Origin of the sequence: Comamonas testosteroni (assembly GCF_000761245.1) — a bacterium.
In the GTDB taxonomy this organism is placed as follows: Bacteria; Pseudomonadota; Gammaproteobacteria; order Burkholderiales; family Burkholderiaceae_C; genus Comamonas; species Comamonas testosteroni_C.
Genome location: NZ_AWOR01000042.1, coordinates 44,858 through 59,939, shown reverse-complemented (window position 1 = coordinate 59,939; position 15,082 = coordinate 44,858). Strand labels below are relative to the sequence as shown.

The following is a 15,082-nucleotide window of genomic DNA, read 5'->3' as shown; positions in this document are numbered from 1 at the left end:
TAGCTGATAACGCTTGATGAATGGGCGTTTGAGGCGGATTTCATTGAAATTGAACTGATAGAGAGAAGCTGCCATGGATTTTTTATGGAGCGCCGAGCAGGAACAGATCCGGGAAGCCGTGCAGCGGGCCTGCGCGCCTTTCGACGATGACTACTGGCTGAAGAAGGACAGGGACGGCGGCTTTCCGCACGACTTCCACCAGGCCCTGGCCGAGGCCGGCTGGCTGGGCATTGCCATGCCCGAGGAGTTCGGCGGCGCGGGTCTTGGCATCACCGAAGCGGCGCTGATGATGCACACCATATCGGCCACGGGGGCGGGACTGTCGGGCGCTTCGGCCGTGCACATGAATATCTTCGGCCTGCATCCGGCCGTGGTCTTCGGCACCGACGAGCAAAGACAGCGCTGGCTGCCGCCGCTGATCGCGGGTCGGGACAAGGCCTGCTTCGGCGTGACCGAGCCCAATGCCGGGCTCAACACCCTCAAGCTGCAGACCCGTGCCGTGCGCGAAGGCGATGTCTATGTGGTGCACGGGCAGAAGGTCTTCATCTCCACGGCCCAGGTGGCCAACAAGATATTGCTGCTGGCACGCACCAGGCCCGTGGAGGAGTGCAAGGGTACCGAAGGCCTGTCGCTGTTCTATACCGACCTGGATCGCAGCCGCATCGCCGTGACCGAGATCGAGAAGATGGGCCGCAAATGCGTGGACACCAACCAACTCTTCATCGACGGTCTGCGCATCCCAGTGGAGGACCGCATCGGCGAGGAGGGCAAGGGTTTTTCGTACATCTTGCACGGCCTCAACCCCGAGCGGATCCTGATCGCGGCCGAAGCCGTGGGCCTGGGTCGTGCAGCCCTGGCGCGCGCCACCCAGTATGCGAACGAACGCGTGGTCTTCGACCGGCCCATAGGCCAGAACCAGGGCATGCAGCACCCGCTGGCCCAGGCCTGGATGGGGCTGGAGGCCGCGCATCTGATGGTGCAGAAGGCCGCCTTTCTCTACGACAAGGGCCTGCCCTGCGGCGCCGAGGCCAATGCCGCCAAGTACCTGGCCGCCGAAGCCTGCGCCAAGGCCTGCGAGACCGCCATCTTCACGCACGGCGGCATGGGCTATGCCAAGGAATTCCATGTGGAGCGCTATATGCGCGAGTCCTGGATTCCGCGCCTGGCACCCGTGAGCCCGCAGCTCATCATGTGCTTTATCGCCGAGAAGGTGCTGGGCTTGCCCAAGTCGTATTGATCGGCCGAGGAGGGGATGGACGGTCGAGCCAATGACCCGCTTGACCTGTCTTCGCCAAGGTCAGAGGGCGGGTCTCGGCCCGCCAGCCGACCTACTTTCCTCTACATGAAAGTAGGCAAAGAGTTGTCCCCCGCTGCCCCCGTCCCTTAGGCTGCGCTTGCGGGCAGCGTGGGCAAAAGGGGCGAGACCGGATGCGGGATAGCTTCTTTGGAAAACTAGTAGGTGCTATCGCAATCTTTAAAGCGCCAGAGGCCGGTTTCTCCACAACACTCGCAGGCCGCCCGCATTCACCCGTGTGTCTGCGCCTGCGGCACGCGGTTCGGGCTGCGGGCAACGCTGCCGCAGGACAGCGTTGCATCGTGAACTGGCTTGCCGCCGTCTGTCTGAGCGAAGCGGCAAAGCCGCGCAGCGAGTTGGGCGGCAGCGCAGCCTGAATGGCGTGACGCAGGTTTGCCCGCAGCGAAGCGCAGGGACGCAGATGGTCGGCTCGCCTTTTCTTTGGGTACTTGCTTTCGGCCGGCGATCCGGTGGCGAAGCAAAAGAAAGTACCTCGGCTGACGGGCCGAGACCCGTCTTCTGCCGCATGCGAAGTCACAGGCATAGCTTTGATAGCTGCTTGCGCTTTGTCTTATTGGGCTAGAGGCCTATCTGGCTTGAAATATGTGTTGCAGCAGGCTGGCAGCAGGAAATGTTGAACGAAGCCAATGACTTCTTGGATCGGCTTGCAGAACAGGGGGCTCGACCTGCACACCGAGGCGAAATCCCGGCTTCCAGCTGCATGGGGTATGGTCTTGGCCAAACTTTGCGAATCATGATGAAAACCCATTTGCTGCGTTACTTTGTGGTTCTGGCCGAGGAGCTGCACTTCGGCCGGGCCGCCCAGCGCCTGTGCATCACCCAGCCGCCGCTGAGCATGGCGCTCAAGACGCTGGAGCAGGATCTGGGGGCGGTACTCATGGAGCGCGACGCCAAGAACGTCAGGCTCACGCCTGCCGGTGAAGCCTTTTTGCATGAAGCGCGCAAGGTGCTGGCTCAGCTTCAGCATGCGGCCGAGGTGGTGCGCGGCGTGGCCCAGGGGCTGCAGGGGCGGCTGGACATAGGCATTACGGGGTCCATGGTCTACCGGCAGGTGCCTGGGTTCTGCCGGGCCTTTCGCGCCGAGCGCCCGCTGGTCGAGCTATGCCTGCATGAGATGTCAACGCGCGATCAGCTGCAGGCCATTGCCAGGGGGCAGATCGACTGCGGCTTTCTCAACATCGGAACGCCGCAGGACGATATACGCACGCTGTCCATAGGTGAGGAGGCTTTTGTCTGCTGCCTGCCCAGCGAGCATGCGCTGGCCTGGCGTGCCGAAATCGATCTGCGCGAACTGGCCCAGGACACTTTTGTCATGTTCGCTCGCGAGGTGGCCCCGGCAAATTACGACAACGTCATCGCTTGTCTGCAGCAGGCCGGCATTCATCCGCATACCCGCCATGCCGCGCGCCAGTGGCTGACCGTCATGGCACTGGTCTCTGCCGGTCAGGGCGTGGCCCTGGTGCCGGCCTGCATGCAGACCGTGGGCATGAACGGCGTGCGCTTTGCGGCGCTGCGCGGCAGCCGGGTGAGCACGCCGGCCGTACTGGCCTGGCGGTCACAGGGCATGCCGGCCGTGCTCGAAGCCTTTGTGGCCAGCGTGCAGAACCTGGTGCAGGCCGCACAGCCAGAACTCCCAGCCGCACTGCGCTAAGCCCGCAACTGTGGTGCGTCTCTTGCCGCTCGACGAGAAAACCCGCTCCATGGGACCCTGGCAGTCAAAGATGGCAATGCCTGTGGCTCAGCCGAATTGAATGCCCTGCGCCAGCGGCAGCTCGCGCGAGTAGTTGATGGTGTTGGTCGTGCGGCGCATGTATTGCTTCCAGGCGTCGGAGCCGCTTTCGCGGTCGCCGCCAGTCTCCTTTTCGCCGCCAAAGGCGCCGCCGATCTCTGCACCGCTGGGCCCGATGTTGACGTTGGCCATGCCGCAGTCCGAGCCGGCCGCGCTCAAGAACAGCTCCACCTCGCGCAGATCGTTGGAGAAGATGCAGGAGGACAGGCCCTGGGGCACATCGTTGTTGAGCGCAATGGCCTGCTCCATATCCTCGTAACTGAGCACATAGAGCAGCGGGGCAAAGGTCTCGTGCCGCACGATGCTGGTCTGGGCCGGCATGTCCACGATCGCCGGAGCCACATAGAAGCCCTGCGGAAACTGCTGCTCGAGCTGGCGCTGGCCGCCCGTGAGCAAATGGCCGCCGTCCTTTTGAGCCTGACTCAGCGAGTGCTGCAGCGCCTCAAACGATGCCTCGTTGATCAGCGGGCCGACCAGGGTATCCGGCTGCAGCGGGTTGCCGATGCGCAGGCTGCGGTAAGCCGGCAGCAGCCTGTCCAGCAGCGGCTGCTTGACATCGCGGTGCACGATCAGGCGTCGCAGCGTGGTGCAGCGCTGGCCGGCCGTGCCCACGGCGCTGAAGACAATGGCGCGCACGGCCAGATCCAGATCGGCAGCGGGCGTGACCACCATGGCGTTGTTGCCGCCCAGCTCCAGAATGCGCTTGCCAAAGCGCGCCGCCACCTTGGGACCCACGGTGCGGCCCATGCGGCTCGATCCCGTAGCCGATACCAGCGCAATCCGCGGGCTGTCCACCAGGGCCTCGGCCACAGCTGCGCCGCCCAGCACGATCTGCGCCAGACCTGCCGGAGCGCGGTCCCCAAACCGGGCAATGGCGCGCTCCAGCGCCTTGAAGGTGGCGAGGCCCGATAGCGGGGCCTTGTCGGAGGGCTTGAAGATCACCGGGTTGCCACAGACCAGGGCAATCGCCGCGTTCCATGCAAATACGGCGCTGGGAAAGTTGAAGGCCGTGATGACGGCCACCGGCCCCAGCGGGTGGTATTGCTCCATGATGCGGTGGCCGGGACGCTCGGACACAATGGTCTTGCCATGCAGTTGGCGCGACAGGCCCAGCGCAAATTCGCAGATGTCCACGCCTTCCTGCACCTCGCCCAGGCCTTCCTGCACGATCTTGCCGACCTCGCAGGAGATCACATGGCCGATATCGATCTTGGCGTGGCGCAGCTCCTCGCCCCAGAGCCGGACCAGCTCGCCGCGAACCGGGGCCGGCACCAGACGCCATTGCCTGAACGCCTCGACTGAATGGTCTATGACCAGAGGCAGCTGGGCGCCGGGCAGGGCGGCCAGACTCGCCAGTTCCGTGCCGTCGATGGGCGAGTGCACGCGGATGTCCTTGCCCGCCAGGGCCTGCAGCGCTATGCCGCAGCGGCTCAGCACGGTGTGGAAGTCGGCAGCGGCGATGGCAGTCATGGCAGTCCCTCCTGAGTGGTGTGAGATACAGGCCTCAGCCGAGCAGGCCGTCGAAATAGGGGGCTACGCGAGTGCCAGAGAGTGCGGCCAGCGTGCATTGCTCCTGGCGCACAAAGCCCTGCTGGGGCAACTGGCCCGCGGCGAACAGCTCCACGGCGGCCAGCATTCCGGCCGAGGTCGTGAGCTCTATGGCCGTGCGCTGCCTGCCGCGCAGCACCGCACCGAAGATGCGGGCGCTGCGCATCAGTTGCTCGAGGCGGCCCGCGCGCATGCCGCTGGCCATGGCGGCAATCACCACCATGTCTTCACGGCTGTGGGGCACCGCGCCTTCGAGCACCTGGCGCAGCAGATCGCGGCGCTCTATCAGGCGCAGGCCGTGCAGCAGCAAATGCATGGCGTCGCGATGGCCGGGGTGGCGTATGGTCTTGTAGTTGAGGTTGCGCACGCGGCCTTGCAGCGTCTCGCACAGCGTGCCCAGACCGCCCGAGGTGTTGAAGGCCTCGAAGTTTTCGCCGTCCAGAATCAGGGCTTCGACCCCCTCCAGCGGCGGCACCAGCATGGGCTGGCCGTTGACGATGGTGTTGCAGGGCTTGCAGTACTCGTTGATGACTCCGTCCACGCTCCAGGTGAAGTGGTAGCGCAGCGCATTCGTCGCATGGCGCGTGAGCGCGCCCACGCGCAGCTGCAGATCGAACAGCTCGTCGAACTGCTGGGCCAGATGCCCGCCCAGCATGCCGATCAGGCCCGGTGCCAGTCCGCACTGCGGCATCAGCACCGAGCGCGCCTGCGCCGCCATCTCCTGTATGGCGCGCATGGCCGCCACATCCTCGGTCAGGTCGAAGTAATGCACCCCCTGCAGCGCCGCAGCCCGGGCCACGTGCTCGGCACAGAAGAAAGGCAGGGCATTGATGACTACAGAGTGCTGCTGCAGCGCGCGGGTCAGCGCCGCATCGTCCTTGATGTCCAGCTGCAGGGGGCGGATCTGCGGGTCGCCGCCGGGCGGGGGCTGCATATCGGCCAGCGTGACGGTGGCTTCATGCAGCTCGGCAGCCATGTCGGCGATCGTTGAGCCGATCTTGCCGGCGCCGAGGATGAGAATGTTCTGTCCAGTCAGCTTCATCATGGAGAACTCCTTGAGAGCAACGCAGCGATCACTTCCTCTGGGGCCATCTTAAACACAGGGCGGCGATTTGCACCACTGAGAAAAGCGTCAGCAGGAGTCGATTTGCGTGGGCAGACAAGGAGTCCTCGGGTGCAGCTGTCTGACTGCGGAAACAATAGCTATCAGCGCTTGCTGGATCGGCGCTGGCAGCTTGACGTCCTCATGCCGGAGGCCTGCGGAGACATCCGCCGGGGCCGAACGGGGCTGGAAGATCGGTTGCCGCAGCCGGTGACTAGTGGCTGTGCAGAACGATGGTGATCAGGGCCGAGGAGTCGAGCTCGGCCTCGACCTCATGCATGGTTTGGGCGGGCAGAAACAGCAACTGCCCCGCGCTCAATGTCTGGCGGCTTGCGCCCCGGATGACGGCGAGCCGTCCCTCCAGACATTGAATCGTCAGTTCGCCCTGCACCTGATGTGCAGGCACGCGCTTGCCTGCCATCAGCACCAGACGGATCACTTCCAGAGTGCCGGACTTGAACAGTGCAGTGGTCTTCTGGTTGCCCAGCGCAGTGCCGTAGGGCAGCACGTCGACGGGAACCCCGGGTTGGGCGTGGGGCAGGGCCATGGCCTCAGGCCTTTTTCTGCAGCATCTTGATGATGCTGGAAAAGTCTTCGCCGCCATGGCCGGACAGGCTGTGCGCCGCATAGATGGAGCGCGCCATGCCGCCCAGCGGCGTGCTGGCGCGGTTGGCCGTGGCGTTGTCCTGTGCCAGGCCCAGATCCTTGAGCATGAGGTCCGTGCCGAAGCCGCCTGCATAGCCCTTGCTGGCCGGTGCGTTCTCATGCACGCCGGGGAAGGGGTTGTATTTTTCCAGTGCCCAGTTGCCGCCCGAGCTGCGGCGCATGATTTCGGACAGCACCTTGGGGTCCAGACCGTTGGCTACGCCCAGGGCGATTGCTTCGCTGGTGCCCACCATCAGAATGCCCAGCAGCATGTTGTTGCAGATCTTGGCCGTCTGGCCCGCGCCGACGCCGCCCGCGTGGAAGATATTGGCCCCCATTTTTTCAAGCAATGGCTGGGCGCGTGCCAGCTGCGCGTCGCTGCCGCCCACCATGAATGTCAGCGTGCCGGCAATTGCACCGCCGGTGCCGCCCGAGACCGGGGCGTCGATGAAGTCTATGCCCGCTGCCTGGGCCGCCTTGGCCACCTTTTGGCTGGTGGCCGCAGCGATGGTGGAGCTGTCGATGACCAGCGTGCCCTTGGCGATGTGCGCGAGCAGACCGGCCGCGCCGTCGCGGCCCAGGAACAGGCTCTCTACATGCTGGCTGGCGGGCAGCATGGTGATGACGGCTTCGGCCCCTTGCACGGCTTCCTGGGCACTGGAGGCAGCCTGTGCTCCGGCGGACACGACCTTGGCGATGGCCTCCTGGCTCAGGTCAAAGGCTTTGACACTGTGGCCGGCCTTGGCCAGATTGACGGCCATGGGGGCTCCCATATTGCCCAGACCGATAAAAGCGATTTGCATGTCTGTCTCCTTGCTGTTATTGAATTGATGGCGTCTAGCGCTTTACCCATAAGCGATTGATCGGTTTTTCGCTTAATTCTTGAAAATGGCACCCTTGTCAGCGAGCAGGCTGCGCAAGATGCTGCGGTGACAATGCGCCTCGTCGTCGCAGTAGCAGCCCAGAGAAAAGGCGCAGCTGTGCGACAAGGCTGCGAGCAGGCCCAGGGTGCGATCGGCGGCGGGCTCGGCCAGTTGCTTGCGGAACTGCTTTTCAAACTGCTTCCAGAGCTTGTCGGCCTGTGCCTGCTGGCCGGCCATGCGAAGCTTGATGGCCTCCAGGGCCTGCTGCATCAGCTCCACCTCGGGCGAGAGCTCCGGGTACCAGCAGTCGTAGTAGTTGCGACTGGCGAACTCGGCCTTGGGCACCCCGCGCGGCGGTCTGCGCACCGTACCTATGCGCAGACCCTCGTCAGGGACGCGTTCGCTGCCTAGCTGGACTATGCGTATGGCCATGAGGTCAGTCCTTTGTGCTTATTCGCTGTCGAAAATAGGGTGCTTTCCGGCAGCGTCGGCATCAGCCGGTTTCGGGGCTGCCCTGGTGCGCCTGCGCCCGCTGCTGGTGCCTTGACCGGCTGGGCTTTCTCCATCGCCCGGCTTCTTGCTATCGGTCTCGCTGCTGGCCTTGCTTCCGGTCTTGCTGCCGGTCTTGCGCTTTGGCGTGGCCTTTGCCAACGGGTTGAAGGCCAGGGCTTCGCTGATCCAGTGCTGCCACTGTTCACGCCTGGCGTAGGCCGTGGGGCCGACGAGAAAGTAGCCGTCCATCAGTCCGCGCGAGGACAGCGGGCGTACGCCCGGCATCTCCGCAATCTGCGCATGACTGGCGGGGGGCAGGCGCACCAGCAACTCGTCGTTTTCCACGCCCAGGCACATCTTGCCGTCGACCATGAACACATGGCAGCCGAACATGGTCTTCTCTTCCACGGCTGTGCAATCTTGCAGCGCATCGCGCACGGCGTCTATGAGCTGCAGGGTTTCAGGGGCGATGGGTTTGGCGGGCATGACAGTCCTTGCGTTGCATGATGGCAGCAGCTTAGCGAATGACCTCCGGTGCATCACCCTCCAGCATGCGCCTGGCAATGATGACGCGCATGATTTCGTTCGTGCCTTCCAGAATCTGGTGCACGCGGGCGTCGCGCATCAGGCGCTCCAGCGGGTACTCGCGGATATAGCCGTAGCCGCCATGCAGCTGCAGGGCCTCGTTGCAGACCATGAAGCCGGCATCGGTGGCAAAGCGCTTGGCCATCGCGCAGTAGGTAGATGCGTCGCGCGCGCCTGCATCCAGCTTGGAGGCCGCCAGCCGCACCATCTGCCGGGCTGCAACCAGCTCGGTCGCCATGTCGGCGAGCTTGAACTGCAGGGCCTGGAAGCTCGCGATGGCCTTGCCGAACTGCTTGCGCTCCTGCATGTAGTGCTGGGCCTGGGTCAGCGCGCCCTGGGCAGCGCCCACCGAGCAGGTGGCGATATTGATGCGCCCTCCGTCAAGGCCCTTCATGGCGATCTTGAAGCCTTCGCCCTCGCGGCCCAGCAGGTTGTGCGCGGGAATGCGGACATTGTCGAAGCTGATGACGCGCGTGGGCTGGCTGTTCCAGCCCATCTTCTCTTCCTTTTTGCCATAGCTCACGCCGGCCGCGTCGGCCGGCACGACAAAGGCCGAAATGCCCGAAGCCCCGGAGCCGGCATCTCCGGTTCTTGCCATCAGTACCAGCACATCGGTGCTGCCCGCGCCGCTGATGAAGGCTTTGCTGCCGTTGACGATGTACTCGTTGCCCACCAGCTCGGCCCGGGTCTTGAGCGAGGCCGCGTCCGAACCCGCACCGGGCTCCGTCAGGCAGTAGCTGGCCAGCTTGCTGCCGCTGGTGAGCTGCTCGCCCCATTCGGCGCGCACGGCATCGGTGGCCCAGTTGCCCAGCATCCAGGTCGCCATATTGTGGATGGTGATGAAGGCCGTGGTCGATGGATCGACGGCCGCCATTTCTTCGAATACCAGCGTTGCATCGAGTCGTGGCAGGGCCAGGCCGCCGATGCTCTCCGGAGCATAGAGGCCGCAGAAGCCCAGCTCGCCGGCCTTGGCAATCGCCTCGCGCGGGAAGATGTGCTCGCGGTCCCACTCGGCCGCATGCGGCGCCAGCTCGGCTTGCGCAAAAGCACGGGCGGTATCGGCAAAAGCGCGTTGATCTTCGCTGAGTTCAAAGTCCATTTCATGTCTCCTTTTTTGTTCTGCTCGTCTTCTGGCCCCTGACGGCTTTGCAGTTCAGTCCGGCGGCCCTTGGTGCAGCCAGCGTTTGAGAGTCGCATCGCGGGCCGTGATCTGCTGCACCAGACAGCCGTGGTAGCGGCTGGGCCAGTCGGGCTGCGCTTCAAAGGCCTTCGTGGCCTGCTTGCACTGGGTAATGCGCTGACGGCTCCATTCGCCTTGCTCCTTGCGCAGGGCGGGGCGCTCATGGGCCGATAGCGCGCGCATCACATCGCCATAGAGAATCTGGTGGTCGGTGTCGGCTTGCTGGAAGTCCTTGATGGCGCAGGCATTGGTCTGGGCCGTGGTGCCGCCGGGCACGCAGTCGGCGCCGGCCTGGGCCAGGGCTTGCTGGCTCAAGCTTGCTGCAATAAAAAGAGCAGCAAGCAATTTGGTGTCAATGCTCGCAGGCCGCAGTTGCCTGATTTTCTGAATGCGGATCGTCATGCCCGCATCATCGCAGCCCGGGCTGGCCTGCTGGCGCAAGTGATATGGGTTTGCCCGGTTCATGGCTGCTTTTCACCCTGTGCGTTCTTTGCCAGCGGATACCACTGGTTCTTGAAGGCCTTGACCCGGCTCAAGGCCATGCCGATGCGGCAGGCAGCCATGTCTTCGGCTTCATGGACGTAGCCATTGGGCTGACAGCGCCGGTCGCGCTGCTGTGTCCAGTCGTCCTGCTCGGTCTGCAGGGCCTGGGCGCTGGCCTGCGGCAGCTGGCGCTGCAGGTACAGGTAGAGCACCTGCATGCCCCGCTCAATGACCTGGGCCTGTTGCTCAAGGCAGGCAAGAGACAGTGGCTGATCTGCGGGGCAGTGCAACGGGGCCGGTTCGCTGTCCTGGGCCGAGGCCACAGGCAGATGGGCAATCAGCAGGCTGCCGGCTGCCAGGGCGCACAGACGGGTCAGCCGCCGTGCGGGGCTGTGAGAGGTATTTGCGGCCGGGCGCAGGCGGGGGGAGCGTGACAATTCTTGAGCGTACATGCCTGCCATCATCGGCAAAGCCGCACAGCGCAGCCCGGGCCTGGCAAGAGGCAGGGCTGCACTGTCGGGTTTCATGGCCGGCTTACTTCAGGCTGATGGTGGTATTCACGCCGTGGCTGGTGGTGCTGTCGTCGAACCAGCGTGCCGTGATGGTCTTGGTCTGGGTGTAGAACATGACCACCTGCTTGCCGTAGGGGCCCAGGTCGCCCAGCTTGGAGGCACGGCTGCCCGTGAACGAGAACAGCGGCACGGGCACGGGGATAGGCACATTGATGCCGACCTGACCCACATCGATCTCTTCCTGGAACTTGCGCGCGGCCGCACCCGATTGGGTGAAGATGGCCGTGCCGTTGCCATTGGGGTTGGCATTGATGAACTCGATGGCCTGATCGATGTCCTCGGCAGCGACCAGGCACAGCACGGGGCCGAAGATTTCCTGCTCGTAGATGCTCATGCCGGGCTTGACGCCGCTGAAGACGGTGGGGCCGACAAAATTGCCCTTGGCATAGCCGGCCACCTCGGGTTTGCGGCCGTCCAGCTCCAGCGTGGCGCCGTCGGCCAGACCGCACTCGATCAGGCTTTCGACACGCGACAGGGCCGCGCAGCTCACCAGAGGGCCGACATCGGTGCCGGGCTCGGTGCCGCCATTGACCTTGAGGGTCTTGGACTTGGCCACCAGATCGGGAATCCAGTTACGGGCTTCTCCCACCAGAACGGCTACCGAGACCGCCATGCAGCGCTGGCCGGCCGCACCGAAGGCCGCGCCCAGCAGGGCGTTGAGCGACTGCTCCTTGTTGGCGTCGGGCATGACGATGGCGTGGTTCTTGGCACCCATCATGCATTGCACGCGCTTGCCGTTGAGGCTGGCGCGGTTGTAGACATGGGTGCCGACCTTGGTCGAGCCCACAAAGCTGATGGCCTTGATATCGGGGTGGTCGCAGATGGCGTTGACCACGTCTTCGCCGCCGTGGATGACGTTGAGCACGCCAGGGGGCACGCCGGCTTCCAGTGCCAGCTCGGCCAGACGCATGGTGACGATGGGGTCCTGCTCGGAAGGCTTGAGGATGAAGGTATTGCCCGTGGCGATCGCCATGGGGAACATCCACAGCGGAATCATGGCCGGGAAGTTGAAGGGCGTGATGCCTGCACACACGCCCAGCGGCTGGTTCAGCGTATAGGTGTCGACACCGTTGGCCACATTGTTGGCCAGCTCGCCCAGTTGCAGATTGCCGATGCTGGCCGCGTGCTCCACGACTTCCAGGCCACGGAAGACATCGCCTTCGGCGTCGGGCAGGGTCTTGCCCTGTTCGGCCGTCAGCAGGGCGGCCAGCTCCTTCATGTTCTCGCGGATCAGCTGCTGCAGCTTCAGAAAGATGCGGGCGCGTGCGCCGATGGGCGTCTTTTTCCAGGTCTTGAACGCTTGCTTGGCATTGGCCACGGCGGCGTTGACCTCGTCGGGCGTGGCGAACGGTACGCGCGCCAGCACTTCCTGCGTCGCAGGGTTGACCACGTCGCGCCACTGGGTGGTTTTGGATTCGACCATCTGCCCGTTGATGAGCAGCTTGACCGTGGGCGCCAGAACCTTGGCGGAAGTCGGTGCGTTCATGAGGTGTCTCCGTTGGTGAATTCGTTCCTCATGGTATGTGTGCGGATTTGCCGTAGCAATAGCAAACACTGCACATAGGGTGTGCAAATGTGCACAAGTGGATGCTATGTCTGCCAGCGCTTTGGAGCCTGTCGTGCAGGCATGGCTGCAGTACCTGCGGCGGCAAAATGCAAAAGGGCCCACTCGGGCCCTTTTGCCGTTCTCAGGTGCTATTAGAGCTCGCTGAACATTTCGTCAAAGGCTTCGCTCGCGAAGTCGTTGCGCCAGGCCTTGTCCTTGTCCTTGGGCACCATGCCCAGAGACAGCGTACCTTCGTAGCTGTGGTTGGCGGGGACCGAGTAGGCGGCTTGCAGCTTCTTGAGTTCGCCCTGCACCTGCTCCAGGCTGAGTTTGTTGCGCACCATGCGTTGAATGCCCTCGGCCCAGGTCTCGGGGGCCTTGACCAGCTGGCAGCTGAACTTCACCTCGGTATTGAGCACGCCATTCTTGTCGAGCTTGGGCTTGGTGGCCGATACGGTCTTGCACTGCGATTGCTGGCGCGCCTTTTGCACCGTGCTCATCAGGCTTTCCACGGGTGCACGCAGGGCGTTGCGCTGCGCCTCGGGGAACAGGGGCAGGGCCACGTCGGTGACTTCGCGCGGGAAGTCCTTGTCGGCTTGCTTGAGTTCGGCGGCGTTGGCGTAGTCCGCGCTGCGGCCCGAGCGCAGGCGGTCCGGACGCAGATAGTCATTGAGCTGGCCGATGGCCTGCTCGTCGTGATTGACCAGAGTGCGGATATACAGCTCGGCAGCAGCAATGGGCGAAGGGGGCTCGGCTGCCTGCGAAGCTGCGGCTAGCGGAAGCAGCAAAAAAGCGATGGCAGTCTTGATGGAATTGTTCATTTTTTTATAACGATTTGAAGGGGCTGAATCACGTGGAGTCACGTGAAAACAGCATGGAGCCCTGGCAGACAGACGGCGCTGCGGCTTGGGCGGGGAGCTGCCGCACAGCCCTGACGCTTATTAGCGGGGGCTCATGGCATGCGGGCGTTTTAGAGGTGGGATGTAAGCCCGGAGAAACGCCTTGCAATAAGTGTAACCCCGGGTCGAGGTCGTTTTTGCGCGCCTTGGGAGCTCTGCTGTTTTTGTGCAGCGTCTCTTGATCTGGCGCGCAGAAAAAGGGCATCGCGTCAATGAAAAAAGCCCCGTGCAGCCTGTGCTGACGGGGCTTTTCCGGTTGCGAGCGTATGCCTATGGCGTGATCTGTTTGACGGCCGAAGGCGGCTCTCAATCCAGGCTGATCTGGGCTTTTTCAATCAGCAGCTTGTATTGCTCGGACTTCTTCTTGGCAAATTGCTGCATCTCGGGCACGGTGAAACTCATGGGCTGGAAGGCGAAGGTGGAGAACTTCTCCTTGACCTGCGGGTCCTGCAGCACGGCCACCACATCGCTGCGGATCTTGTCGCGAACGGCGGCGTCCACGCCCTTGGGGCTGAGCAGGGAGACAAAGGAGTTCACATCCAGCTCGGCGGGGCCGCCCGCCTCGGCAACCGTGGGCACGTCGGGCATTTGCGCGATGCGCTTGGGTGCGGCCACGGCCAGATAGCGGATCTTGCCGCTTTTGTAGATGCCCTGGCTGGAGGGCAGGCTGGCAAAGCTCCAGGTCGGGTCGCCGTTGGCGACCGAGGTGAACAGCTGGCTGACCTCGCGATAAGGCACATGGGTCATCTTGCTGCCCGTCAGATAGTCCAGCCATTCGCCGCCAAGGTGGCCGGGGCTGCCCACGCCCCAGGAGCCATAGCTGATCCTGCCGGGTTCGGCCTTGGCGGACTTGATCAGGTCCCCCATGCTCTTCCACGGTGAATTCGTGGGTACGGCCACAAAGAAGGGCGTCAGGAACAGCGGGGCCACGGGGTCGAAGTGGCTCAGCGTGTTGAAGTTCTTGTTCTTGTAGAGATAGGGCAGGGCGGAGATATGTTCGCTGTCCAGCTGCAGCAGGGTATAGCCGTCGGGCTTGGCTCGGCGCGCGTACTCGATGGCGACAAAGCCGCCCCCGCCGGGGCGGTTGTCCACGGTCACGCCCTGTTTCCAGCGCTGGGCCAGCTTTTCGCCCACGATGCGCAGCACGGCATCGGGGCCACTGCCCACGGCAAATGCCGTGACCACGGTCACAGGGCGGCTGGGATAGCCGGACGCATCGCCCTGGGCCAGTGCCTGGCCGGCTGCGGCCAGCAGAACGGCTGCAGATGCTATGGTTTTGATGGCTGTTTGCGTATGCTTGGACTGGTTTTTGTGCTGATTTTGCTCGTGTTTCACAGTTTGTCTCCGGTGGGCGTTTTTAGGGACTGCAAAGCGTTACAGGCAGCCGCGTCTGAGCGCGGCCGCAGGGGGAAAGGTCTATTGCGGGGCGTCGGGCTGGGCCAGAGGTGCTGCCTGGGCAAAGGCGGGCAGGGCGCTGCAGGCCGTATCGACGGCGCTGATCAGCGGCCAGCAGGCGAGATCCACACCAAAGCGGCGTGCGCTCTCGACCTGGGGAATCAGATAGACATCAGCCAGGCTCGGCGCCTTGCCAAAGCAGAAGTGCCCGCGTGTGTCGTCCTGTGCCAGCAAGGCTTCGATGGCATCGAAGCCGGCCGTGATCCAGGTGGCGCACCAGGCGTTGATGGCGGCCTCGTCGGCTCCGAACTGCTGGCGCAGGGTCTGCAGGATGCGGCGGTTGTTGATGGGGTGCACATCACAGCCCACGATGGCCGCCAGGGCGCGCACATGGGCGCGTGCCTCGGGGGGGGCTGGCAGTAGCGCGGGCGTGGGGTAGCGCTCTTCCAGCCATTCGATGATGGCCGGCGACTGGATCAGCGTCTCTCCGCTGTCCAGCGTCAGCGCAGGCACCAGGCCTTGCGGGTTGATGCGCTTGAAAGGCACTTCGGCCTGCTCGTCCACGCGCAGATCGACAGGAAGGTAGTCGGGCGTGAGGCCCTTGAGATTGAGGGCGATGCGCAGACGGTGCGAGGTGCCGCTGCGAAAGAAACTGTATAGCTTCATGG

Annotated in this window: 15 protein-coding genes; 2 read left to right on the top strand and 13 right to left on the bottom strand. The window is 63.9% G+C overall.

Features of this window, described 5'->3' with window-relative positions; translation table 11 throughout:
* The first annotated feature begins 73 nt into the window (after window positions 1–73).
* Together P353_RS08730 and P353_RS08725 are read left to right on the top strand one after the other, a co-directional pair.
* Window positions 74–1,237, top strand: a complete 1,164-nt coding sequence (locus P353_RS08730) for an acyl-CoA dehydrogenase family protein (protein ID WP_034368095.1) — start codon at window positions 74–76, stop codon at window positions 1,235–1,237.
* An 811-nt stretch (window positions 1,238–2,048) separates the two neighbouring features.
* The gene (locus tag P353_RS08725; protein ID WP_230847540.1) at window positions 2,049–2,966 is read left to right on the top strand and encodes a LysR family transcriptional regulator; all 918 of its coding nucleotides are present in this window, start codon (window positions 2,049–2,051) and stop codon (window positions 2,964–2,966) included.
* An 87-nt stretch (window positions 2,967–3,053) separates the two neighbouring features.
* Here P353_RS08725 and P353_RS08720 read toward each other — a convergent pair whose 3' ends face one another.
* The 13 genes from P353_RS08720 to maiA form a co-directional block, all read right to left on the bottom strand.
* On the bottom strand, window positions 3,054–4,574 hold the full coding sequence (locus P353_RS08720) for an aldehyde dehydrogenase family protein (protein ID WP_034368092.1): 1,521 nt from the start codon (window positions 4,572–4,574) through the stop codon (window positions 3,054–3,056).
* A 34-nt stretch (window positions 4,575–4,608) separates the two neighbouring features.
* Window positions 4,609–5,697, bottom strand: coding sequence for a saccharopine dehydrogenase family protein (locus tag P353_RS08715; RefSeq protein ID WP_034368088.1), 1,089 nt, complete (start codon window positions 5,695–5,697; stop codon window positions 4,609–4,611).
* Window positions 5,698–5,968: 271 nt separating this feature from the next.
* Window positions 5,969–6,301 carry a cupin domain-containing protein gene (locus P353_RS08710; RefSeq protein WP_034368086.1) on the bottom strand — a complete coding sequence of 111 codons (333 nt, stop codon included), beginning with the start codon at window positions 6,299–6,301 and terminating at the stop codon, window positions 5,969–5,971.
* Window positions 6,302–6,305: 4 nt separating this feature from the next.
* On the bottom strand, window positions 6,306–7,202 hold the full coding sequence (gene mmsB, locus P353_RS08705) for a 3-hydroxyisobutyrate dehydrogenase (protein WP_003054095.1): 897 nt from the start codon (window positions 7,200–7,202) through the stop codon (window positions 6,306–6,308).
* A 72-nt stretch (window positions 7,203–7,274) separates the two neighbouring features.
* Window positions 7,275–7,694, bottom strand: a complete 420-nt coding sequence (locus P353_RS08700) for a DUF488 domain-containing protein (protein ID WP_034368083.1) — start codon at window positions 7,692–7,694, stop codon at window positions 7,275–7,277.
* Window positions 7,695–7,712: 18 nt separating this feature from the next.
* A complete protein-coding gene (locus P353_RS08695; RefSeq protein WP_034368080.1) occupies window positions 7,713–8,240 on the bottom strand; it encodes a TfoX/Sxy family protein in 528 nt (175 codons plus the stop codon).
* A 31-nt stretch (window positions 8,241–8,271) separates the two neighbouring features.
* Entirely contained in the window at window positions 8,272–9,438 is a 1,167-nt protein-coding gene (locus P353_RS08690; protein WP_034368077.1) for an acyl-CoA dehydrogenase family protein, read from the bottom strand.
* Window positions 9,439–9,492: 54 nt separating this feature from the next.
* Window positions 9,493–9,960, bottom strand: a complete 468-nt coding sequence (locus P353_RS08685; RefSeq protein WP_420093379.1) for a lysozyme inhibitor LprI family protein — start codon at window positions 9,958–9,960, stop codon at window positions 9,493–9,495.
* Between the two features lie 20 nt (window positions 9,961–9,980).
* The gene (locus P353_RS08680) at window positions 9,981–10,454 is read right to left on the bottom strand and encodes a lysozyme inhibitor LprI family protein (protein WP_232776355.1); all 474 of its coding nucleotides are present in this window, start codon (window positions 10,452–10,454) and stop codon (window positions 9,981–9,983) included.
* Window positions 10,455–10,536: 82 nt separating this feature from the next.
* Complete coding sequence (locus P353_RS08675; protein ID WP_034368070.1) at window positions 10,537–12,060, bottom strand: CoA-acylating methylmalonate-semialdehyde dehydrogenase; 1,524 nt, start codon at window positions 12,058–12,060, stop codon at window positions 10,537–10,539.
* A gap of 212 nt (window positions 12,061–12,272) precedes the next feature.
* Window positions 12,273–12,941, bottom strand: a complete 669-nt coding sequence (locus P353_RS08670; RefSeq protein ID WP_034368068.1) for a hypothetical protein — start codon at window positions 12,939–12,941, stop codon at window positions 12,273–12,275.
* A 384-nt stretch (window positions 12,942–13,325) separates the two neighbouring features.
* The gene (locus P353_RS08665) at window positions 13,326–14,354 is read right to left on the bottom strand and encodes a Bug family tripartite tricarboxylate transporter substrate binding protein (protein WP_420093378.1); all 1,029 of its coding nucleotides are present in this window, start codon (window positions 14,352–14,354) and stop codon (window positions 13,326–13,328) included.
* Window positions 14,355–14,435: 81 nt separating this feature from the next.
* Complete coding sequence (gene maiA, locus P353_RS08660; protein WP_034368065.1) at window positions 14,436–15,080, bottom strand: maleylacetoacetate isomerase; 645 nt, start codon at window positions 15,078–15,080, stop codon at window positions 14,436–14,438.
* Window positions 15,081–15,082 lie beyond the last annotated feature (2 nt).

What these genes read in the sequence shown, in the direction of transcription:
- P353_RS08730 (WP_034368095.1), top strand. Translation starts at nt 74, where the DNA reads ATGGATTTTTTATGGAGCGCCGAGCAGGAACAGATCCGGGAAGCCGTG.
- P353_RS08725 (WP_230847540.1), top strand. Translation starts at nt 2,049, where the DNA reads ATGATGAAAACCCATTTGCTGCGTTACTTTGTGGTTCTGGCCGAGGAG.
- P353_RS08720 (WP_034368092.1), bottom strand. Translation starts at nt 4,574, where the DNA reads ATGACTGCCATCGCCGCTGCCGACTTCCACACCGTGCTGAGCCGCTGC.
- P353_RS08715 (WP_034368088.1), bottom strand. Translation starts at nt 5,697, where the DNA reads ATGATGAAGCTGACTGGACAGAACATTCTCATCCTCGGCGCCGGCAAG.
- P353_RS08710 (WP_034368086.1), bottom strand. Translation starts at nt 6,301, where the DNA reads ATGGCCCTGCCCCACGCCCAACCCGGGGTTCCCGTCGACGTGCTGCCC.
- mmsB (WP_003054095.1), bottom strand. Translation starts at nt 7,202, where the DNA reads ATGCAAATCGCTTTTATCGGTCTGGGCAATATGGGAGCCCCCATGGCC.
- P353_RS08700 (WP_034368083.1), bottom strand. Translation starts at nt 7,694, where the DNA reads ATGGCCATACGCATAGTCCAGCTAGGCAGCGAACGCGTCCCTGACGAG.
- P353_RS08695 (WP_034368080.1), bottom strand. Translation starts at nt 8,240, where the DNA reads ATGCCCGCCAAACCCATCGCCCCTGAAACCCTGCAGCTCATAGACGCC.
- P353_RS08690 (WP_034368077.1), bottom strand. Translation starts at nt 9,438, where the DNA reads ATGGACTTTGAACTCAGCGAAGATCAACGCGCTTTTGCCGATACCGCC.
- P353_RS08680 (WP_232776355.1), bottom strand. Translation starts at nt 10,454, where the DNA reads ATGTACGCTCAAGAATTGTCACGCTCCCCCCGCCTGCGCCCGGCCGCA.
- P353_RS08675 (WP_034368070.1), bottom strand. Translation starts at nt 12,060, where the DNA reads ATGAACGCACCGACTTCCGCCAAGGTTCTGGCGCCCACGGTCAAGCTG.
- P353_RS08670 (WP_034368068.1), bottom strand. Translation starts at nt 12,941, where the DNA reads ATGAACAATTCCATCAAGACTGCCATCGCTTTTTTGCTGCTTCCGCTA.
- maiA (WP_034368065.1), bottom strand. Translation starts at nt 15,080, where the DNA reads ATGAAGCTATACAGTTTCTTTCGCAGCGGCACCTCGCACCGTCTGCGC.